At 41.1% G+C, this 21,709-nt stretch carries 25 protein-coding genes and 1 pseudogene; 6 read left to right on the top strand and 20 right to left on the bottom strand.

Translation table 11 applies throughout. The features are described from left to right. The 7 genes and pseudogenes from BA81_RS19845 to spoVK form a co-directional block, all read right to left on the bottom strand. A pseudogene (locus BA81_RS19845) lies at positions 1-364 on the bottom strand (exosporium glycoprotein BclB-related protein); the annotation flags it as partial. Between the two features lie 488 nt (positions 365-852). After that, positions 853-1,029 (bottom strand): peptidoglycan-binding domain-containing protein, encoded by a 177-nt coding sequence (locus BA81_RS19230; RefSeq protein ID WP_080701202.1) that lies wholly within the window; start codon positions 1,027-1,029, stop codon positions 853-855. Between the two features lie 22 nt (positions 1,030-1,051). Further along, the gene (gene glnA, locus BA81_RS10415; protein ID WP_024427046.1) at positions 1,052-2,386 is read right to left on the bottom strand and encodes a type I glutamate--ammonia ligase; all 1,335 of its coding nucleotides are present in this window, start codon (positions 2,384-2,386) and stop codon (positions 1,052-1,054) included. 60 nt (positions 2,387-2,446) lie between these two features. Beyond that, the gene (locus BA81_RS10410; protein ID WP_034281940.1) at positions 2,447-2,857 is read right to left on the bottom strand and encodes a MerR family transcriptional regulator; all 411 of its coding nucleotides are present in this window, start codon (positions 2,855-2,857) and stop codon (positions 2,447-2,449) included. A gap of 91 nt (positions 2,858-2,948) precedes the next feature. Then, positions 2,949-4,229, bottom strand: a complete 1,281-nt coding sequence (locus tag BA81_RS10405) for a methionine gamma-lyase family protein (protein ID WP_034281939.1) — start codon at positions 4,227-4,229, stop codon at positions 2,949-2,951. Between the two features lie 6 nt (positions 4,230-4,235). Continuing rightward, positions 4,236-5,507: a GTPase HflX gene (gene hflX, locus BA81_RS10400; protein WP_034281938.1), complete on the bottom strand. Its 1,272-nt coding sequence runs from the start codon at positions 5,505-5,507 to the stop codon at positions 4,236-4,238. Positions 5,508-5,628: 121 nt separating this feature from the next. Next, entirely contained in the window at positions 5,629-6,588 is a 960-nt protein-coding gene (gene spoVK, locus BA81_RS10395; protein WP_024424083.1) for a stage V sporulation protein K, read from the bottom strand. A gap of 320 nt (positions 6,589-6,908) precedes the next feature. On the opposite strand from spoVK, the gene BA81_RS10390 reads away from it, so the two are divergent. Further along, on the top strand, positions 6,909-7,667 hold the full coding sequence (locus BA81_RS10390) for an N-acetylmuramoyl-L-alanine amidase (RefSeq protein WP_034281937.1): 759 nt from the start codon (positions 6,909-6,911) through the stop codon (positions 7,665-7,667). A 67-nt stretch (positions 7,668-7,734) separates the two neighbouring features. Here the strand turns inward: BA81_RS10390 and BA81_RS10385 are convergent, their stop codons facing one another. The 9 genes from BA81_RS10385 to BA81_RS10345 all read right to left on the bottom strand — a co-directional run bounded on the left by BA81_RS10385 (position 7,735) and on the right by BA81_RS10345 (position 14,605). After that, positions 7,735-8,352 (bottom strand): hypothetical protein, encoded by a 618-nt coding sequence (locus tag BA81_RS10385; RefSeq protein WP_024424084.1) that lies wholly within the window; start codon positions 8,350-8,352, stop codon positions 7,735-7,737. An 84-nt stretch (positions 8,353-8,436) separates the two neighbouring features. Next, positions 8,437-9,417, bottom strand: coding sequence for a class 1b ribonucleoside-diphosphate reductase subunit beta (gene nrdF, locus BA81_RS10380; protein ID WP_034281936.1), 981 nt, complete (start codon positions 9,415-9,417; stop codon positions 8,437-8,439). A gap of 17 nt (positions 9,418-9,434) precedes the next feature. After that, complete coding sequence (nrdE, locus tag BA81_RS10375; RefSeq protein WP_034281935.1) at positions 9,435-11,537, bottom strand: class 1b ribonucleoside-diphosphate reductase subunit alpha; 2,103 nt, start codon at positions 11,535-11,537, stop codon at positions 9,435-9,437. Then, positions 11,497-11,889: a class Ib ribonucleoside-diphosphate reductase assembly flavoprotein NrdI gene (gene nrdI / locus BA81_RS10370; protein ID WP_008360380.1), complete on the bottom strand. Its 393-nt coding sequence runs from the start codon at positions 11,887-11,889 to the stop codon at positions 11,497-11,499. Before nrdI ends, nrdE begins: the two co-directional genes overlap by 41 nt. 265 nt (positions 11,890-12,154) lie before the next feature. Then, complete coding sequence (locus BA81_RS10365) at positions 12,155-12,367, bottom strand: hypothetical protein (protein ID WP_034281933.1); 213 nt, start codon at positions 12,365-12,367, stop codon at positions 12,155-12,157. Positions 12,368-12,446: 79 nt separating this feature from the next. Continuing rightward, a complete protein-coding gene (locus tag BA81_RS10360; protein WP_024424087.1) occupies positions 12,447-12,767 on the bottom strand; it encodes a YmzC family protein in 321 nt (106 codons plus the stop codon). A gap of 162 nt (positions 12,768-12,929) precedes the next feature. Next, positions 12,930-13,151 (bottom strand): RNA chaperone Hfq, encoded by a 222-nt coding sequence (gene hfq / locus BA81_RS10355; protein WP_024424088.1) that lies wholly within the window; start codon positions 13,149-13,151, stop codon positions 12,930-12,932. A 25-nt stretch (positions 13,152-13,176) separates the two neighbouring features. Further along, on the bottom strand, positions 13,177-14,133 hold the full coding sequence (miaA, locus tag BA81_RS10350) for a tRNA (adenosine(37)-N6)-dimethylallyltransferase MiaA (protein ID WP_034281931.1): 957 nt from the start codon (positions 14,131-14,133) through the stop codon (positions 13,177-13,179). A gap of 70 nt (positions 14,134-14,203) precedes the next feature. After that, positions 14,204-14,605 (bottom strand): YmaF family protein, encoded by a 402-nt coding sequence (locus tag BA81_RS10345; protein ID WP_034281930.1) that lies wholly within the window; start codon positions 14,603-14,605, stop codon positions 14,204-14,206. Between the two features lie 104 nt (positions 14,606-14,709). Here BA81_RS10345 and BA81_RS10340 point away from each other — a divergent pair, with 104 nt between their 5' ends. The 4 genes from BA81_RS10340 to erbB all read left to right on the top strand — a co-directional run bounded on the left by BA81_RS10340 (position 14,710) and on the right by erbB (position 16,332). Then, positions 14,710-14,973 (top strand): hypothetical protein, encoded by a 264-nt coding sequence (locus BA81_RS10340; protein ID WP_025093279.1) that lies wholly within the window; start codon positions 14,710-14,712, stop codon positions 14,971-14,973. 112 nt (positions 14,974-15,085) lie between these two features. Continuing rightward, on the top strand, positions 15,086-15,628 hold the full coding sequence (locus BA81_RS10335) for a TetR/AcrR family transcriptional regulator (RefSeq protein ID WP_034281929.1): 543 nt from the start codon (positions 15,086-15,088) through the stop codon (positions 15,626-15,628). A gap of 2 nt (positions 15,629-15,630) precedes the next feature. Beyond that, a complete protein-coding gene (gene erbA, locus BA81_RS10330; RefSeq protein ID WP_034281927.1) occupies positions 15,631-15,948 on the top strand; it encodes an SMR family multidrug efflux transporter EbrA in 318 nt (105 codons plus the stop codon). 15 nt (positions 15,949-15,963) lie between these two features. Then, on the top strand, positions 15,964-16,332 hold the full coding sequence (erbB, locus tag BA81_RS10325) for an SMR family multidrug efflux transporter EbrB (protein WP_034281925.1): 369 nt from the start codon (positions 15,964-15,966) through the stop codon (positions 16,330-16,332). Positions 16,333-16,379: 47 nt separating this feature from the next. Here erbB and BA81_RS10320 read toward each other — a convergent pair whose 3' ends face one another. Next, a complete protein-coding gene (locus tag BA81_RS10320) occupies positions 16,380-16,829 on the bottom strand; it encodes an OsmC family protein (RefSeq protein ID WP_034281924.1) in 450 nt (149 codons plus the stop codon). A gap of 76 nt (positions 16,830-16,905) precedes the next feature. Then, positions 16,906-17,640 carry a poly-gamma-glutamate hydrolase family protein gene (locus tag BA81_RS10315; protein ID WP_024427035.1) on the bottom strand — a complete coding sequence of 245 codons (735 nt, stop codon included), beginning with the start codon at positions 17,638-17,640 and terminating at the stop codon, positions 16,906-16,908. 584 nt (positions 17,641-18,224) lie between these two features. On the opposite strand from BA81_RS10315, the gene BA81_RS10310 reads away from it, so the two are divergent. Continuing rightward, entirely contained in the window at positions 18,225-19,550 is a 1,326-nt protein-coding gene (locus BA81_RS10310; RefSeq protein ID WP_034281922.1) for a S8 family peptidase, read from the top strand. A gap of 89 nt (positions 19,551-19,639) precedes the next feature. Here BA81_RS10310 and BA81_RS10305 read toward each other — a convergent pair whose 3' ends face one another. After that, positions 19,640-20,788, bottom strand: coding sequence for a Rap family tetratricopeptide repeat protein (locus BA81_RS10305; RefSeq protein ID WP_034281920.1), 1,149 nt, complete (start codon positions 20,786-20,788; stop codon positions 19,640-19,642). 162 nt (positions 20,789-20,950) lie between these two features. Then, positions 20,951-21,700, bottom strand: a complete 750-nt coding sequence (locus tag BA81_RS10300; protein WP_034281917.1) for a poly-gamma-glutamate hydrolase family protein — start codon at positions 21,698-21,700, stop codon at positions 20,951-20,953. Positions 21,701-21,709 lie beyond the last annotated feature (9 nt).

Below are 21,709 nucleotides of genomic sequence, written 5' to 3'. Positions count from 1 at the left end.
CTCCGGTCGCTCCTGTATCGCCAGTGGCTCCAGTAGGACCTGGATCTCCTGTGACACCTGTTGGCCCTGTACCTGTTTCCCCTGCTGCGGCTAATAATGTATAATCTGCCGACGTATCCGGTGTACCTAATGGCGGTGCTGAATTGACCACATACGTACTGCCATCGTATGTCACCACTTGCCCTACTGGGTAGGTTGGGGCTACTGCTGGATCAAATCCCAAGATTCCTGTTAAACCAACGCCTGTTGGACCTGCCGGACCTGCTGGGCCTGCCGGACCCGCTGGACCTCTTCTTCCTCTCCCGCCTGGCGGACCTTGAATAACACAAACACAAGGATCTTTTCCGCAGCAAGGATTCTTCACTGGTTTCTCTGTCTTTCCTGATTTCCCTTTCTTACAACTATCACATTCCCAGCCACCATCCTTATATGAATCATACCAACTCCCTCGTTTGTTATAATTCGAGTTAGATGTACACGATTTCCCACAATACCGACATCTTTTCACATCAACCAACTCTTTCTCATTTAATATAATTTGTACTATTTGGTTTTTCTTAAAAAAATGATTATAAAATCTAATTTTTATAGGTGCTAAATTACTGAACTTTCTTTAATCTCGGGTTTGATAGTTTGATAGCAATTGATGAATATAAGTTGAGAAAAAATCACCTTCTAGTGGAGATTTTTTCTCAGGTGGGGTGAAAATGATTCTTATGAGTTTGAGAACAATGGGACTATATTTTTATGCAGACGTATGAAAAAGGTGATTATAATATACATGAGGATCCGCCTCCGACACTTGCTTATAGAAGCAGACCTCTCATGAAAGAGAGGTCTGCTTCATTTTTATCACAATGTGTTTTGAAGAGCTGCTTTTGTCACTGGACCATAGTAGCCGTCAATACCGTTATTTTTTGTGCCTTTATCTAGGTAGTAATACACAGTAGTCAGGGCTTCCTGCAATTCTTTTACTCCAGCGCCCTTTGTAAAGGAAACATCCCCAAAACGAAAACCCCCTGAAACCATTGGCTCCAAGGGGTTTTCTTTATTAATACTGAGACATATACTGATCGCGTTCCCATGGGTGTACTTGGGTGCGGAACATATCCCATTCGATTTCTTTTGATTCGATGAAGTGCTCGAATAGGTGATCGCCTAGTGCGTTGATCATGACTTCGTTTGATTTCAGCAGCTCGAGTGCTTCTGCAAGTGTTGCAGGAAGGTCAGAGATGCCATTTTCAAGACGCTCTTCTTTGTCCATGACATAGATGTTTCTATCGATTGGTGCTGGTGCTTCTAGTTTGTTTTTGATTCCGTCTAGACCTGCTGCAAGTAATACACTTAGTGCAAGGTATGGGTTTGCAGATGGGTCTACGCTGCGCACTTCTACGCGTGTGCTGATGCCGCGTGATGCCGGGATACGGATCAATGGGCTGCGGTTTTGTGCACTCCATGCCACATAGCAAGGTGCTTCATAGCCAGGTACAAGACGCTTGTAAGAGTTTACCGTTGGGTTTGTGACCGCTGTAAAGCTTGTTGCGTGCTTGACGATACCTGCGATAAAGTGTCTAGCCGTCTCGCTTAATTGTAAATCTGCTTTTTCATCAAAGAATGCGTTTTTACCATTTTTGAATAATGATAGGTTACAGTGCATTCCAGATCCGTTTACACCGAACAATGGTTTTGGCATGAATGTCGCATGAAGACCATGCTTTCTCGCAATGGTTTTAACTACAAGTTTAAACGTTTGAATGTCGTCACAAGAACGGATTGCGCCTGCATATTTGAAATCAATTTCGTGCTGCCCTGGTGCTACTTCGTGGTGAGATGCTTCTATTTCAAAGCCCATTTCTTCAAGCTCTAGCACGATATCACGGCGGCAGTTTTCGCCTAGATCTGTTGGTGCAAGGTCAAAGTATCCGCCTTTATCATTTAGTTCAAGCGTTGGCTCGCCTTTTTCATCTAATTTAAATAAGAAGAATTCTGGCTCAGGTCCAAGGTTGAAATCACTAAATCCTAGTTCTTCCATTTCTTTCAAGATACGCTTTAAGTTGTTACGCGGGTCTCCATCAAATGGTGTCCCGTCTGGCTTATAAATGTCACAAATAAAGCGTGCAACTTTACCTTTTTCTGCTGTCCAAGGGAAAATAACAAACGTGTTTAGGTCTGGGTATAGATACATATCTGATTCTTCGATACGTACGAATCCTTCAATAGATGAACCGTCAAACATACATTTGTTATCGAGAGCTTTTTCTAACTGGCTCACAGGAATCTCAACATTTTTAATCGTTCCGAGAATGTCTGTAAATTGCAGACGGATGTACTTTACGTTTTCCTCATTTACTAATTTTACGATATCTTCTCTTGTGTACTTTGCCATTTCGTAAAACTCCTCCCCTACAAAAGGTAAAATGTGTATAGCAATGCTTTTGCTAATTGGTTAACGGAAGAACCTTGACATATCCCCCTGCCTAAAGGTCGTTCCTTGTTGGAAACGTCCAGCCTGAATGAGTTCCTTCTTCAGTAGCTTCCTGAGTTCATCATCTGTCAAGTTGTGTTTCGCTGTGGTTTTTTCCTCCGTCTTTGTAACAGACGATGGATTTTCTGCCTCAGCTTTGGCAAAAAGCTTTTTGATTCCTGCCATGTTTACACCTTGTTCGATGAGGTTTTTAATTTCTAGTAATTTATCAACATCATGAAAAGAAAATAATCGGCGGTTTCCATCACTTCTTGCTGGAAATACTAAACCATTTTCCTCATAATAGCGAATTTGTCTTGCAGATAATTCTGTTAGCTGCATGACAATCCCAATTGGGAATAAAGGCATTGAGCGGCGAATGTTATCACTCATCTCAACTGTCTCCTCCTCTTTGCTTAAATTTATTATATGTCATGTTATATTATGTGTCAACAAGATGTTAGGAATATTAACATGGATTTTTTTATTGAGCAGGTACTTCAATAAAACCTTGTTCCAATAAGGCATCGACAGCACTGCAAATCGCATTTTTCACATGGGCATACGTGAGTCCGCCTTGAACATAGGCAGTATAAGGCGGTCTGATCGGACCATCGGCTGATAATTCGATACTGGCCCCTTGTACAAAGGTGCCCGCTGCCATAATGACATCATCCTCGTAGCCCGGCATATAGCTCGCATGTGGTGTGACGTGACTATTAATCGGAGATGCATACTGGATTGCCTGACAGAACGCAATCATTTTTTTAGGATCTCCAAATTCGACTGATTGAATCAAATCCGTTCTTTTCGCATTCCACGCTGGGTTTGTTTGGAATCCGAGCTTCTCAAGAAAACGAGCCGTAAACACTGCGCCTTTTAAGCTTTGAGCGACAACATGCGGCGCCAAGAAAAAGCCTTGATACATTTCTTGGAGTGCATACAGCGATGCACCCGCTTCACTGCCGATGCCTGGAGATGTCATTCGATAAGAGCAGGCTTCTACCCATTTTTCTTTTCCAACGATGTAGCCGCCTGTTTTGGCAAGGCCACCGCCTGGGTTTTTAATGAGTGAACCGGCCATGAGGTCAGCTCCGACATGACACGGCTCTTTTAATTCAGTAAATTCACCATAACAGTTATCTACAAACACAATGATTTCTTCATTCATCTCTTTCACAAATGAAATCATTTGCTCAATTTCTTCTATAGTAAAGGATGGTCTTGATGCATAGCCTTTCGAACGCTGAATGCCGATGACTTTTGTTTTAGAGGAAATTGACTCTTTAACTTTCTCATAATCAACGGATCCATCTTGTCGTAAATCAATGGCTTTGTAGTCAATCTGGAAGTCTTTTAATGAGCCTGTCCCTTCTTTCCCGCGAATCCCGACAATTTCTTCTAGCGTATCGTATGGTTTTCCCGTCATATAGATCAATTCATCGCCCGGTCTCAGCACACCAAATAAGGCAATGGAAATTGCGTGTGTGCCGGAAATAATTTGCGGACGCACAAGCCCGCTTTCTCCGCCGAAGACATCCGCATAAATCTTTTCTAATGTGTCTCTCCCCATATCATCGTAGCCATATCCAGTCGTCGGATTAAAGTGAGAGTCACTGACTTTGTGCTTTCGATAGCTTTCAAGCACCCGCCACTCATTTTGTTCGCTCTTTTGATCAATTTGCTGATGCACGTGTAAAATCTCTTGTTCTGTTTCTGCTGCTGCTTTTTCTAAAATACTGCCGTGTTTTAATGTGTGAAACATCTTGATTTAATTCCTTTCCAACATATACTTCTTGATTTGACCTAAAATGGTCTGATCCTCACCACTATATCCGTTGATGTCATATATCTCTGCTTCTTTTTGAAATTCTAGTGATTCCACAAGCGTTTCTGATTTTAATGCGGAAATGAGCTTGCCTTCATACGCTGGAATCTTTACATGATATGGCTTTAAAAAGGCTTTTTTCAGCTCGGCCATAATATCCGCTTTTAACCTTTTTACATCTTCTTTGCGCTTAGCACTGATTAAGATGTGGCGATGCTTTGAAGATGGGATGAAATCTGGTCGGATTTGATCTTCCTTGTTATAAACAGTCAGCATCGGAATACGGTCCGCTTCTAATTCTTCTAAAAGCTCATGAACCGTTCGTTCGTGCCCTTCATAATCCTCATTAGAAGAGTCGATGACATGAAGCAAATAATCGGCTTCCTTCACTTCTTCAAGGGTGGAACGAAATGCGGCAATCAGTGTGGTCGGAAGGTCTTGGATAAAGCCAACTGTATCTGAAATCAGCACACTGTAGCCAGATTCTAATGTCATCTTACGTGTCATTGGATCAAGTGTCGCAAACAGCAGGTCCTCTTCATGACTATCCGCTTCTGTTAATTGGTTAAACAAAGTTGATTTTCCGGCATTCGTATACCCGACAATGGCAATTTGGAACACACCATTTTTCTTTCGGCGCTCCCGGTATCTTGTTCGGTGTTCTTTGACTGCAGATAACTGCCCGTTAATTTCATGAATGCGGTTTCGAATATGACGTCTGTCTGTTTCAAGTTTTGTTTCACCTGGACCTCTTGCGCCAATTCCGCCCCCTTGTCTTGAAAGGCTGATCCCTTGTCCACTTAGTCTCGGCAAGGCATACTGAAGCTGGGCAAGCTCTATTTGCAGCTTCCCCTCTCTTGTACGGGCTCTTTTTGCAAAGATATCTAAAATCAATTGCGTACGATCAATAATTTTCACATCTAAAGCAGTCGCCAAAGCTTTTAGCTGGCTTGGAGAAAGCTCGTCATTAAAAATAATGACATCACATTCGAGTTCCTCGCAAAGCACTTCAAGTTCTTCTACTTTCCCTTTACCGATATATGTTGCGCTGTCTTGTCTATTTCTCTTCTGCGTCATCACACTGACAGCTTCACCGCCAGCTGTTTTGGTTAAGGAAGCTAATTCTTCCATTGAGTATTGGAAGCGTTCATCCGTTACATGCGGCAATTGACAGCCGACAAGGATCGCTTTTTCAGTCATTTCATGTTCATTCAACGTCAGTTGTTTCCTTTCTGTACTTAAGTTTTCAGTAGTACCATCATACCAAACACATCACACGTATACCACTATTCGGATGGTTTATTTTAGTGACTCTTTATAAAAAGGATACGCCATTTCAAGAAGGCGTATCCTCTTTCATTTGAAGATCGTGACTTTTAATGGTCAGCAGATCTTTTTTATCATAATGATCCACAAGAAGCAGTCTCATCGCCTGGGTTCGTATGGCTTTTTCAATGGTGTTTCGCACAAACCGGCCGTTGCTGAATTTTGCCGGGCTTGTGGTACTTTTAATGTGCATTAAATAATCCCGCAGCTTCCATTCGGCTTCTTGTGTAAATACATATTCTCTGTCTGCCATCATTCGTTTTGCAATATCCATGAGCTGATCGACTGTATAATCAGGAAAGCTGATGTTGATTGGAAATCTTGATTGCAGGCCGGGGTTTAAAGAAAGAAAATGATCCATTTCCTTGGAGTAGCCAGCAAGAATGAGAATGAATTCGTGCTGTTTGTCCTCCATATGTTTTACAAGGGTATCAATCGCTTCTTTTCCAAAATCCTTTTCTCCTCCGCGTGCAAGAGAATAGGCTTCGTCAATGAACAAAATACCACCTAGTGATTTTTTAATTAAATCCCTTGTTTTTTGCGCTGTATGACCAATATACTCTCCAACAAGATCACCGCGTTCTGCTTCAATTAAGTGACCCTTTGAGAGCACATTCATTTCAAAGAAAAGCTTCCCGACAAGTCTTGCAACTGTGGTTTTCCCTGTGCCAGGATTTCCTTTGAACATCATATGAAGCGCTTGTTTTCCTACCTTTAACCCTTGTTCCTGCCGTTTTTGATTAACAAAAATCCAAGCATAAATCTCTTTTATGTTTCGTTTCATTTCATCCATACCGACAAGGCTGTTCATTTCACGCTCTATTTCCCGTAAGATGCTGTGTTTTGCCTCATTTTTCTGCAAGGCTTCCAGGTATTCTGCCTCTGAGTCTGCATCAACCAATACTTGCTTTTGTCCGTTAAGTATAATATTGATTTGGCCGTTGTTTTTATATGTGACAGCTCGCTCCAACGTATTCACCTCTCGCTCTTCTCTCTTTATTCTATTCGGGTGGAGCTGTAATCGTGACAATCGCCCGCTTAAGCCCAAGTTTGCTGTCAAAATGACCCGAGATACCGAATATTGTAGGGATTTCTGCGGTTTCCCAGGAAATGATGTGCTATTTCCATTGTATTCACCCCGTTTGGGCGGACAAACCAACAATTTGCTTTTTCTTAGAAAAATGTAGCTTTTTGATCACAAATGATGCAGAAAAGAGTCTCAATGATTTCCGCATTTTGTACAGGCAATTCTTCTATTTTCTCATAAAATAAAGACGAGGTGATGAATAGATGGTGAAAATTTTTATTGATCCTGGCCACGGAGGAACAGATTCTGGAGCTAGTGCTAATGGACTTTTGGAGAAAAATATAACACTTCAAATCGCGCTTTTATTGAGAGACATTTTGATTAGTGAATATGATGGGGTTTCTGTCCGCTTAAGTCGTTCAACTGACCAATCCGTCACTTTGTCCCAGCGTACGAATGCGGCAAACAGCTGGGGGGCAGACTATTTCGTGTCTATTCATATTAATGCTGGCGGGGGCACAGGGTTTGAAAGCTATGTGTATCCTGGCGTTTCAGCACCGACCACCACGTATCGCAATGCCCTTCATGATGAAATTGTCCGCTCGGTTGATTTTGCGAACCGCGGCAAGAAAACTGCGAACTTCCACGTTCTTCGAGAAACTTCTATGCCCGCTATTTTAACAGAGAATGGTTTTATTGATACGGCAGCTGATGCTAATAAGCTCCGCAACACAACCTTCCTTCAAGGCATCGCTCGCGCTCATGCGACTGGTCTAGAAGAAGCCTTTCAATTGAAAAAAAAAGCAAGTAATCTTTATAAAGTGCAGGCAGGAGCTTTCAAAGTGAAAGCCAATGCAGATGAATTAGCAGCAACACTTAAATCCAAAGGCTTTGACGCGTTTGTTGTATTAGACGGCGGCATGTTCCGAGTACAGGCCGGCGCTTTCCGTACAAAACAAAATGCAGATGACCTCGTCGCAAGATTGAAGCAGGCCGGTCACGACGCATTCGTTTTCCAATAAGCTGTAGCTGTTGTAACGAAACAAACCGGCTCAAGTCTTCTGCTGAGCCGGTTTGTTGTGTATTCATTTACGCTAGGATGTTGACAACAAATTGAGACCATGTTTCAAGACGGTCGAAGTATTCAGGCTTTTTCAAATCGGCTGCTTTCATCCATTTTCCTGAGATTTGATCTGTTTCTTTTACTTCCACATGAGCACCCGGAGATAGCTCAAGCGCTGATAACAGTCCGATGTGCACACGGCCGACACTGTTGTCATCGTCATTGATTAATCCAAGGGTTTTCATTTCAAGTTTGTCTTCTTCTTGAATAGAAAGTTCTTCGTCCAGCTCACGATCTGTATTTTCTTTTAGAATCTCAGCAAAGTTTTTTCCTTCGATGAAATTCATATGCCCCCCAAAGCCAAGAGATAACTTATGATGTAAGCGAGTCTCTCCCCCGCCTTGAAGTCTTTCGTATACATACACTTCGTCCTCACGCTTAATCACAACATAAGGAATCGGCTGCTTGAAGTCAGGATTTTCTTCTGCATCGCCTCTTCGCATTTGCTCGAAGTGCTCTTCGATTTCTTTCATTATTGTGCTGATTGTTTTCTCTTCACTGTTCACACCATTAAACGCAAGTGTTTCGTTTTGGAACACGCGTGCGCGTGGTGCAACTAAAATGATTTCGTCCATTTTTCCCATGTTCGGTAACCTCCAGTATGTAACACATTGTTAGAAATGGCAAAAAGCCAAAACGAGTGATGCGTTTTGACTTTTACGCTTTCCTTATGATTCATCTCCAAAGAAGAAGTCGTCATCTTTTAACGGCTCAACTGTTGCTTTTTTGTAGCCGTTCCCTTTCATTGAGAAGAAGTCATGCGACTTTGTTTTTGTATTGAGTCCATTCAATACAATAGGGTTGATCTCTTCTTCTTCAAAGTAAGGGGCAAATCCAAGGTTCATTAACGCTTTATTGGCATTGTAACGAATAAACTTTTTCACATCATGCGATAAATTGACTTGGTCATAAATATCTTCAGTGTAATGAAGTTCATTTTCATAAAGCTCGTTTAAAAGGTCAATAGAGAAATCATACAGCTCTTTTTGCACGTCAGGTGTTTGTTTGTTGTAAATTTCTTGTGCTAATAATCCAACATACACACCGTGAATCGCTTCATCACGCAAAATTAAGTTGATGATTTCACCACTTTGCATGAGCTTTCCTTGTCCATAGAAATAAAGCGGGTAGTAAAAACCACTATAAAATAGGAAACTTTCTAAATAAACAGAAGCAACCATTGCTTTAAAGAGAGAAATAGGATCGCCCTTTTGAATCGAACGGTATAAACTGACAATCATATCTGCTTTCTTTTGCAGGAATTTATTCTTCTTGACCCATTCAAACACTTCACTGATCGTTTCAGTTGGTGCAAGTGTCATGAAGATATTGGAGTATGATTTCGCATGCACCGCATTTTCCATCATTGCCATAAAGTTGAGTACAGCTTTACGCTGATGGCCGTCCACATGTTCAGCAACAATCGGCATCCCTGTATTTCCTTGTTCTGTATCAAGTAAAGTCAGTCCAGCAAGTACCTTCATGTACGTATCTCGCTCTTTTTCACCTAAATATTTCCATGTTAAGAGATCTCCGTTTAAGGAAATCTCTTCTGGAAGCCAGAACTGCTTCACATTTTGGTTGTAAAACATTTGTGTAAAATCGTCTTCGTGTTTTGACCAGTTGGCTGCATCATAAATTTTTGTCACGTTAAACTCTCCTTTAATCAAACAACACAAGAAAGACAGCCTTCCTGCCCTGTATCCTTCGTTCTTGCATAATAAAGTGTCTTAATGCCTTTATGGTGTGCATAAAGATCGATGCGGTTTAAATCACGCGTTGTCATCGTATCTTTTAAGAATAGTGTAAAGCTGATTCCTTGATCGACGTGCTGCTGAATCGTTGCGATCATATCGACCACTTTAAACATGTCCATATCGTACGCTTCTTTATAGAAGAACCAGTTTTGTGCTGAAAGACCTGGCATTGGGTAATAGGTTTTGCTGTTGCCGTATGTTCTTTCTTCGATACGTTCCATAATTGGCATCACAGAAGCTGTTGCCGATTGAACATAAGAAATGGAACCTGTTGGTGCAATACATAAACGATAGCTGTGATACATGCCATTTTCCGCTACAAATTCTTTGAGTGCTGCCCAGTCTTCTTTTGTTGGAATGTGCATGCCTTCAAATAGCGCTGCTGCTTTTTCTGTTTTTGGTGTGAAATCATTCTCCACGTATTTATTGAAGTACTCACCAGTTGCATAGCCAGAGCCTTCATAACGATGGAATGTTTCTCCTTTTTCTTTTGCAAGCTCACTTGAGCGTTTAATTGAATAGTAGTTCACCATCATAAAGAACGTATTTGCGAAATCTCTTGCTTCTTCACTTTCATAGGCAATTTGGTTTTGAGCTAAATACCCGTGAAGATTCATCGCGCCAAGTCCGATTGACTTCATCGCTTTGTTCGCTTTTCGAACAGCCGGTGCATTGCGAATGTCCGTTGTTTCAGACACAAGCGTTAGTGAGTCTGTTGCAAGCTTAACCGTTTTTTCAATCGATTTGTTTTTCATGACATTCATGATATTTAATGAACCAAGGTTACAAGAAATATCAAGACCGATTTCATCTTCTTGATCATAGTCCGTGTAAGAAGAAACCTCTGAAGCCTGAAGCACTTCTGAGCAAAGGTTTGAGAATTTCACTCGTGAAATATGGTTCAAGGCATGCTCTCTGTTTACATTATCTTGGAACATGATATATGGATAGCCTGATTCTGAGCGTAGAACAGCCAATTTTTCAAGAAGCTTTCTCGGATTGACTTTTTCTTTTTTGACTTTCGGGTTTTCTACAAGCTCGTCATACATTTCTTCCATGTCCATCTCATCAAGATGCTGTCCATATTCTTTATAGACTGTATGCGGATAGAAGGTATAAGCTGTTTTATCTTCTCTAGCAAGCTCGATAAATTTATCCGGGATGACGACTCCGATGGACAGAGTTTTCACGCGAACATCTTCATCGGCAGAGATTTTTTTCGTATCTAAGAAATCATTGATATCTCTGTGGAAAATATTCAAGTAGGCACTGCCTGATCCTTGTCTTTGCCCCATTTGATCTGCATATCTGAATGCATTATCAAGAAGCTTCATCACGCCGACGACACCTTTTGTCGCGTTTTCGACATCTTTGATTGCTTCGCCTTTTGCACGAAGTTTTGACAGGTTCAAACTGACGCCGCCGCCTAGTTTTGACAGCTGCATGGAAATATCAATCGCTCTTGAAATATCGTTTAGTGAGTCATTTACTTCAAGCAAGAAGCAGCTCACAAGTTCACCGCGTCTTTTACGTCCAGCGTTCAAGAAGGTTGGTGTACTTGGCTGGTACTCTTGATTGATCATCAGTTCTACAAACTCAAGTGCTTTTTCTTTATCCCCACCTGCAAAGAAAAGTGCTACAACTGAAATGCGGTCTTCATAGCGTTCAAGGATTTTCTTTTTATCATTTGTTTTCAGTGCATAGTCATTGTAAAACTTAAACGCACTCATAAATGATGGGAATCTAAATTTTTTGGCATATGCAGCTTCAAAGACTTCTTTAATATCTGCCATGCTGTATTGTCTTAAAAATTCTTCCTCATAGTAGTCGTTTTCTATTAAGTAATCAATCTTCTCTTCTAGATTGTGAAAAAAGACCGTGTTTTGATTAATGTAATCTACGAAATAACTATGTACAGCTTCTTTGTCCTTATCGAACTGAAACTTTCCTTCTTTTTGAATCATAATCTCGTTATTTAATTGTATCCACTTTGGAACCTGATTTTGTGACAATTCTTTCTACCTCCTGTGTAAACAATTCAACATCCCTTTTTGTTCCGCTTAGTTCAAAGGTGTGCAAAATAGGAACTTGATATTGTTTAGAAATCGTATCGGCGCTTTTTGCAAAATTATCTCCCCACACTTTGTTGCCACTCACCGCAACACCTAGTAAAAGGTGAGCATTTTTCTCTAAAAAGGACTGAGTGGTACTAGGGACTTGTCCAAATCCTGTCGTAAAGGTGACGAGAATAAACGGCGTATCCAAAAACTCTTCTCCAGTCAATTTTCGTTTGTCTGTAAAAGGGGTCTTGTCCAAAAAGCGTTGAACATTTCCTGTTTTTGAATCAAATACGATTTGAATCAATTCCATCACGACCTAGTTTTTAGTATTGTTGATCATTTCGTTATTCACTATATATAGTATACTATGTTTTTTCAAAACACAACATATAGATGTTCAAAACGAAAAAAATCAACCAACCCGGCCGAACCTTCACAGCCGAACTCGTACGTTCAAATAAATAGAGCAGAACAGGATCTAAAAATAGACTGCTCTACTCCCTATTCAACTGAAACCGAAATCTATCATAACACGAAAAAAAATCGCTTAGTAGACTAGACTTTTTGTTTTATTTTTTGTAGGCATCGCACTGTAAATCTTCTGACACTTCTGTAATTTCCACGTCAACACCTAATTCTTTTAGCACCGCTTCAAGCGCAGAGACGATTGAAGCTTCTCTCACTAATTCTTTCCCATTTACAGAAACGCTTGTTCCATATTCGAAACAGGAGTCGTCTTCACAAGTTTGTTCCCAATGATTAATTTTAATTTTATGTGTCATGAACTCATCCTTTTCTGTCTAGATGTCTGATGCATGATTATAGTGTAGCGGCTTCACATTCATTTGTAAATTTACGTGCTTACTCTTCTTCATCAAGGTCATCATCATATTCTTCGTCGTCCCATTCATCTATGTATTTCGTTGTAACGAGAGTCAGCTCTCCTTCTTTTTCATCAAACCGGTACACATGTACTTGATCATCTTTCACAACAGCAAAATGATTATTTTTTAGTGCAGCAGATGATGGTAAAACTCCATCTGCATTTTCATGAGAATGGTTATTCCAACTTTCTTGTCTCGTTTCAATGTTTGAGATAGCGCACGATCCAAACAAGACAACAATTCCAATCAAAAGGAGGATCACTCTAATCCTTCTTAATTCAAGCTCTGCATTTTCCATATGAATCCCCTCACCCTTCTAATATCCAATAAGGAATTATACGGAAAATTGGCAGAAAAGTTTCATTGCATACAAAATAGCCCCTCTGCACTGACAAAAAACGTAGCGGGTTCCGGCCGGTTTATTCGCAGAGGCATGGGGCTATTTTAAATACAACATATCCTATTCTAATTCTAGATTTACATTCTTTTGAGGTGCAAATGTAGAAATGGCGTGTTTATAAATAAGCTGCTGCTTCCCTTCTGTTTCAAGCAGCACCGTGAAATTGTCAAACCCTTTCACTTGACCGCGAAGCTGAAAGCCATTCAGCAAGAATACTGTGACAAATGTATTGTCTTTGCGGATCTGATTCAAAAACTGCTCCTGAATATTAATCGGTTTCATGTTTCGTCCTCCTTGATTCTGATAACTACAGTTTCGCTTTAAGTCCAAGCTTTCCTGCTATATATGCGAAAATTTCCTCTTTTTTGTCTGAAAAGTGGCAAGGCGGTGTCATATCAAACCAAGTGACCGCCATTTTATTACGGAACCACGTGAACTGACGCTTCGCATATCTACGGGAATTTTGCTTTAATTGCTGGATGGCTTCATCAAGTGAGCAGTCACCTTGAAAATAGGCATACAGCTCTTTATAACCAATGGCTTGAACAGACTGACAATCCTTCAAGCCAGATTGATAAAGTGCTCTCACTTCTTCAATTAAGCCCTCATCTATCATCATATCAATTCTTTGATGAATGCGCTCGTACAAAACCTCTCGATCCATTTTCAGCCCAATGAAGGCTGTATCATAAAGAGGAACTTCTTGATGCCCGTTTTGCATCTCAGACATTTTCTGACCTGTTGTATGAATCACTTCCAGCGCCCGGATCACGCGGCGGACGTTATTTGGATGAATAGCGTTTGCCGCATCAGGATCTACTGCCTTTAGCTTTTCGTGCAGCAAAAGCGCGCCGTGCTGCTGTTCAAAGAGCGTCATTTCTTCTCTAAAAGCAGGATCACTTTTCTCATCCGTAAATGTGTAATCATATAAAACAGATTGGATATAGAGGCCTGTTCCGCCGACAATCATTGGCGTTTTCCCTCTAGCGGCAATCTCTTTGATCTTCGAACGAACCAGCTGCTGAAATTCAGCTGTCGAAAAAGATTCGTCCGGCTGTTTAATATCAATTAAATGGTGCGGGATGCCATTCATTTCTTCGGGGGTGATTTTAGCTGTTCCGATATCCATCCCTTTATAAATCTGCATCGAATCCCCGCTGATAATCTCTCCATTAAATGCTTTGGCTATATCAATGCTCAATTTGGTTTTGCCGACAGCTGTCGGCCCTACTAACACGATTACTGGCTGCTTCGCTTTATTCATAACATCACTCACTTTTACAAAACTGCCTACAGTATAGCATAACTTTTCTTACTCTCCTATATCCTGCCCATCACCAGCCAAGCGGTTCATTTCCAACCACTTCATATGTTTTTCCTTTTAAACGATGCTTATGGGTTGGCCGCTTCTCATCTGGACTATAGACGACACCTCCATATGGGATGGGTACAGAATCGAGATAGGCTGAATAGGTGACTTCCTCGATCTCGTGATAATGTGTTCCATCCACTCTTGGAATTGCAGGCCCTGTGACCCCGTAGTACCTGTGGAAATGTCCTCTTTCAAAGGAGGTGATTCCGCGATAAAAATGAGTATGCCGGTCGGTATTGCTTCCATTCACAGGCTGAGAAATACCTTCTATTAAATGATAATGCCCCTCTGTTACATCCGTACGTGCTTTATATGCATGAGCATGCGGCGGACACTTTGCCCAATCAGATGGATACAGGCCCATTTCCAACATTCCTCCTTATATTAGGCGTTCACCCAAACATATGTAGGCAACTGGAATACACTGGTGTCAGTTACAGTGATTTTATGAGAAAGGAGCCTTTCATTATGAATTATTTTGACGCACCTCCGTTTATTCAAGAAGACATGAGAAGACCTTTTGGATTTGGGTTTGGCCGCCCTGGTTTTGGATTTGGGAGACCCGGTTTTGGATTTGGCCGCCCAGGCTTTGGCTTTGGAAGACCTGGATTCTTTGGACCTCCATTTTTAGGTGGTTTTGCTGGCGGTCTGCTTGCTGGATCTTTGCTTGCTCCAGGATTTGGATATCCTTATCCGCCATTCCCGCCATATGGACCATACCCTTGGTATTAAATATGACGTTTAAGTGAAAACATCCGTTCATAAAATGAATCGATTGACACACTCTTTTTTCATGGGTTAACATTTACTTTACCGACTGTTCAGTAAAGTAGGTGTTTTTTTTATGTCTAAAACCAAAAAAGAGCAAATTTTTGACGCGGCTGCCAGCACAATTCTAAAAGAAGGAGTCAGCCAGCTCACCCTTCAGCAGGTGGCAGAGCATGCAAATATGACCAAAGCTGGTCTGTTTTATCATTTTTCAAGCAAGGAAGAGCTCATCCAAAAAATGAATGAGCATGCGATTCTTTGTTTTCGTCAGCAGCTCGAGACGTATCAAGAAACATACAAACACGAAAAAGCGCCTTATGTACGCGCATATATATTGGCCACATTACATGATTTAGATATGCAGCATACGACCCAGCTATGTACAAGTATGCTGGCTACGATGTCATTTGATGATGCGCTGCTGCAACCTTGGCGTGATTTTTATGCGGAGTTCAAAGAAAAAGCAGCTGAGGAAATAAGCGATCCTGCACTGAGTCAGCTGATCCGCCTTGCATGTGATGGGATATGGTTTTCAGAAATGTTTCAGCTTGAACCGCTGAAAAGAGAGGAAAAAACCCTTTTACTTCATCGGATTTTACACCTATTAGAGGAGGGATGATCATGATCCTCGGATATCTTTTTTTGGCTGTTGCCATTTTTTCAGAAGCCATTGGCGCCGCGATGTTAAAATTATCAAATGGCTTTACGCGCTGGAAGCCTAGCGCTGCCGTAGTGGCTGGCTATACACTTGCTTTTTATATGCTGTCATTGACGCTGAACATCATTCCACTTAGCATGTCTTATGCAACATGGTCTGGGGTTGGTACGGTCCTCACGGCTATTTTTGGCGTGCTCTTTTTCAAAGAAACCTTGAACCAAAAAGCAGTCATTGGCATGGCGATGCTTGTCTCAGGGGTCGTACTATTGAATATGTCATAAAGGATGTGAGAGATCATAAAAGGAATGCTCTACTTAACAGGAGCCATTTTAACGGAGGTTTTTGGCAGTACAATGCTGAAGCTTTCACAAGGCTTTACGCAGCTGCTACCGAGTATTGGGGTACTGATCGGATTTGGCTGCGCCTTTACTTTCCTCAGTTTGGCACTAAAAACCATTGAGCTTTCGTCTGCCTATGCAACCTGGTCTGGCGTTGGAACAGCCCTTACCGCTCTTGTAGGACTTGTGCTGTTTAACGAAACCATCAGCACGAAAGGCTTCATCGGCCTTGCACTTGTCATCTGCGGCGTGATTGTCTTAAATCAGTCCAAGAAGCAACAGAACGAAACCAAAGCACAACTCGATCAAACCGAATGGACGTCATAAAAAAAGTCATTTTCTCCATATTTCAAGAGAAAATGACTTTTTTGTTTTTAACGGCCGACTTGAATGGTTTCTTCTAAAGAAATGTTCACATTCCCCTGAACAGCTCTTGAGATCATACATGAGCTTTCGGCTTTATGCGCAAGCTTACGAGCAAGCTCAATTTCATGTGCAGAAGCGGACTCTTTAAGGGTGATGACAGGTCGATGAATGATTTCCTCATAAGTAAACACACCATTTGTCACATCTACGACGGCTTCAGAGCTCATCGATAGATCCTCTTTCTCTAATTGACTCCGCTCCATCATGGCTGCAAGTGTAATGATATAACACGTAGCCGCTGCACCTAAGAGCATCTCATCTGGATTGGTTCCAACACCAGGACCGTCCATTTCCTTTGGAATCGAAATCTTTGTTTTTAATTGTTCACATGCGATTGTACCCACATCGTTACGCAGACCAGGCCAGCTTGCCTGAAGATGAAAATGATGACGCGCCATATCCGTCTCTCCTTTTGTTATCACTGTTCATAGTGTAACAAGAATTCCCCTGCTTGTCTTAGCAGGTGCACAGCCATTATGTATATTCTTCATCCAGCACTGTCCGAATCGCCCTGACATAACGATAGAATGTCTCGTTTTTTGTACTTGACCGCCTCCGAAAATCGAAACTGTCAAATAAAGCTTCACGCTGACTTCTACTAATCTCAAGCTGCACACTTTGCCCTGTTTTTGTAAGATTATTAATATTATGATTGCTTGTCCCGCTCAGGGTTGCGTGTGCGACAGCTAGTTCAGCAGAAAATCCGTTCCGCTCTAATGAGTTGACAATTTTCTCTGCACGGTCGTAATCTGTTCCGCCGACGAGAGTATGGTCAATTCCTTCCTCGCCTTTGTATCCATGCACTGCTAAAATGTAATCATGTGCTTTTGCCTGCGCGACGCCGATTGGCTCATCAAAGTTTGTACTTGTAATATGAAGTTCTGATGCATTCTCTCTTAGACCTTCAAATAAATACGTCGAAAAATCGTTGTCAAAAAAATGGACGATCTCGCTCACGCCGCCTTCGATCCTCCCGCCATGAGGTGACATCACAAGAAGGCGGCTGCCGGGCACTGGGTTGGCTGTAATGTTATAGCTGCTCGTTGATTCGTTTTCTTCAAGTTCTTTAAAATTTCGATAAATATCATTTGAACCGCTTTCGTCTTCCCCACCTGATGACACTGGCTCATCATGTTCCTGTGCTTGCATGGTATAATAAACGCCCCATCCGATCGCAAGCAGGAGAAGCAAAGCAAAAAACTTCTTCATTCCCGTTCTCCTTTAACAGATTTCTAAGCCGTTTCTATGATTTATATTGAATCATCATTTCTTATCATTTTTTCCACATTTTCTCTTCACGTTTGATCATAACACTCTAGATCATGAGATTCCTCAAAAATAAGATAATTGCATTTATATACACAGAAACGCCTCTCCTCTTTGAAAACAGAGTTAGAATAGTATGACAAACAAATGACGTTATGTTTAATATGACCTAGTCCTATCCAGTCTGTTTTCTTTAATTCGGCTTTTTTTGATAAGGATTTGATGTTTTCCACCTGTCACGCATCACATTTATATGAGCATTGACCCTGTCCACAGCCCTCCTTTTTCTGCAAAATCCTTTGTTTCACTGGTTCTCTCAGAAGAACTCTCCCACCTATCATCGGCAGATTCTATATGATTTCCACCTTTTTCTATTATTTTACAAAATGTAAGCGCTTTTCTTTTTTGAAAGACATAAGCAAGCCGCCAATATAAAGAAAAGGAGGGACAAGAATCCGAACCAAGCAGTTCTCATTCTCATAACGTAAGAGTGTACGAGAATGGATAGCTGGAATGGAGGGCATCACATGTTTGGATTTTCTATGGTGCAAATGGTCAGAACACATGCTAGTAAACTAGATCAGCCTTTAAGAGAGACCGTTCTTCACCTTTATAAACCTTTTAAATGGACGCCATGCTTTCTTCATCGTTTTTTCGAAGGCAGGCTGAAGAAGAAAAAGAAGCTTCGTGTGATCATTGAATTTAAGGAAGGTGCAGCCGAAGCAGGGATTCAAAGCACAAAACAGCTCATGAAAAAAAGCAGAAAAACAAATATAAAACGGCATTTTTCCCATATCAATTGCTGCGCTGCTGATCTAACGCCTGCTGCTTTAGAGGAGCTATTAGCAAATGGGGAGCATATTCGTAAAATTTATTTAGACCGGAAAGTTCATGCGCTGCTGGATGTAGCCGCACAAGCAAGTCATGCTGAAGAAGTCATCCGAAACGGGACAACTTTAACCGGAGAAGGCATTACGGTCGCTGTCATTGACACAGGAATTTATCCGCATGAAGATTTAGATGGAAGAATTCGAGATTTTGTGGATTTCGTCAAACAAAAAACAAAGCCTTATGATGATAATGGCCACGGTACTCACTGCGCGGGAGATGTCGCGGGAGATGGAGCCGCTTCAGATGGCTTATACAAAGGACCTGCACCAAAAGCAAATCTGATTGGCGTGAAAGTGTTAAATAAACAAGGCGCTGGATCACTTTCTACTATTATAGAAGGTGTTGAATGGTGCATACAGTTCAACGAAGACCACCCTGATGATCCGATTCATATTATCAGTATGTCGCTAGGCGGTGCTGCGCAGCGTTATGATGACGAACAGGACGATCCAATGGTGCGTGCTGTCAATGCGGCTTGGGATCAAGGCATTGTTGTATGCGTCGCTGCAGGAAACTCTGGTCCTAACAGCCAGACAATTGCAAGCCCTGCTGTCAGCCAAAAAGTCATTACGGTCGGAGCCTACGATGACAGGAATACACCAGAATCAAGTGACGATGTCGTGGCACCGTTTTCCAGCAGAGGGCCAACTGTTTATGGGGAAGCAAAGCCTGATATCCTCGCACCAGGCGTAAACATCGTTTCTCTCAGATCACCAAGATCCTTTCTGGATAAACTCGATAAATCAAGCAGAGTCGATGAGGATTATACAACGTTATCTGGCACATCGATGGCAACACCGATTTGTGCTGGTATTTGCGCTCTACTATTAGAGCATTCACCGGATTTAACGCCAGATGAAGTCAAAACCCTGTTAAAAGAAAATACTGGCAAGTGGTCTGGGGATGACCCGATGATTTATGGAGCAGGTGCAATTGACGCAGAAAAAGCAATCAAAGAATAAAGAAAAAAGCCCTTTACGTTTTGCGTAAAGGGTGTTGTTTGTCTCATTTTTAAGTGTGAAGTCTTTCATCTACTTGAGCAGCTGACATGTTATGCTTCGTTCTCATACATCTCATCTCCTTTTTGAATGTGCGTACGCGCTTCGATCACAATCTCAAAAAAAGTGGAGGATTCCTTGTACATGTCGCGTTCCTTATAATAATTAGCCGCATCAAGCGCTAATTCCTCTAAATCAGCAAACATTTTTTTATTTCTCAGACCAAAAAGGGCCGACCTCAATTGCTCACAGCCGTCTTTCTCTATATAGAGCGCCTGCAAAAATTGGAATTTCAACTGATAAATTTCATCTTCCAATACACAAGCCTCTTTCATTCCTGTAGATATGGCCTCCCCCGCCCGCTGAATATCTCCGAGTTTAAAACAAGTAAGGGCAAGTGAAAACAATGATTTGATCATCGTGGATGCTTGATCTTTCTGATAAAGTGAGATGGCTTGTTCAAAAAAGACAGTCGCTGTATGGTACGTTCCCATACTATAATGGCAAGTGCCTAAGTTATTAAGAGCCATTGCTTTAAAGTAAGATGTGCATTCTTTTTGTTCCATCGCTTCACAGACCTTTAACGCTTTTTCTAAATAAGGAAGCGCTTTTTGATACTGATTAACATCAATCCAATTACCTGCCATGACAAAATCACATTGAATGCTTCTTTTTCCATAAAGCTGATGTTTCTTGTAGATGTCTCTTGCCTTTTTAGCGTAGTGCATGGAGAAATAGGTTTGTTTCATATGATAGTATACTTCTGCGATTTTATAGTAAAATTCTGCTTTTTCAATCTCATCTGTCACTAAAATCAGTTGATGTTCAGCATGCTTGTAATATGAAATGGCCTCGATATAGCGGCGCTGGATAAACGCATACATTCCATGAAAAAAATGAAAATAATAGCCGAGTAAGCCTGTCATCTCATCTTCTGCATCGTCAATTTCTTTAGGAAAGGACACTGCTTGAAGCGTTTCACTCCCTGCATGGACTGGCGCTAAGTGCTGAAGCATCATTTGATGGCGAAAATCCATTAGAGAATAGTATAGGAGTAAATCTTGATCCTCTTCCATATCATGAATTTCTTCTTCAACAAGGCGCTTCATGCCGTTTGCCTGTTCAACTTCAAATTTGCAAATATGCGTGTACCATTGATTGATCTTTACACCTACTTCGGAAGATGGTATTTTGTGTGCCATCCACTTCAGCCCCATTCTATCATATCAAACTGATAACTATTATTTTACATAATTTATGTTTTTAAGGCAAATTGTAAGTTATTACATATTTTATGTTCAAATCGCATATTCCTATCTTTTTTACCAAGTTTAAATAGAGTACTTTTGCCCATCAAAATTTTATTACGAAGAAGGGTCGAATTCTCTGAGCACTTCTTTTAACGCATTAATATAGCGTCTGAATGCTTTTTTCTTTCCCTTTCTCGTATCAAAATTGTCAAAAAAAGCTTCTCTTTGCGCTGTACTAATTTCGAGCTGAACGCTTTCACCACTCGCATTTCGATTATTTATATTTTTGGGATCTGTACCAGAAAGCCGTTCGCCTTTTTGTACCATTTCTGCGGAAAATCCCCGATCTTTTAGTTCTCGTACAACTGCTCTTTGCATTTTTTCATTTGTGCCGCCAACGAGCGTGTGTCTTTTATCACTTTTATAGCCGTGGATGGAAATTGAAAAAGGATACGTTTTAATCATTTGAACCAAAATGGGTTCATCAAAATTGGTACTCGTGATATGCAGGTCCCGGTTATTGTCTTGCTTTGTACCTTCAAACAAATACGTAGAGTAGCTTTCTTGAAAGGCTTCTACAATTTCACTTGTTCCTGGTTCAATGTCACCTCCATGAGGAGAAAATACGAGTAAATCACTTCCGCCCTTTTCGTGAAATTCTATCTCATAACCGTCTCTTTCATATCGCATGAGCTGTTTAAAGTTTTCATATTGATCGCCTTGTTTTCGCTCTTTTTGATACTTTTCTACCTCTTGATGATGCTGCTTTTGCTCTTTTTTTTCTTGAACAGAATGGCTGCATTTCACCATTAAAAGAGTACACAGAATAAGAAAGATGAATCCACATATTAGTAACCTTTTCATTTCACCGCT

It is taken from the genome of Bacillus safensis FO-36b (assembly GCF_000691165.1).
GTDB lineage: Bacteria > Bacillota > Bacilli > Bacillales > Bacillaceae > Bacillus > Bacillus safensis.
Note: the sequence above shows the minus strand (reverse complement) of the source record. Positions and strands in the feature narration are given on the sequence as shown.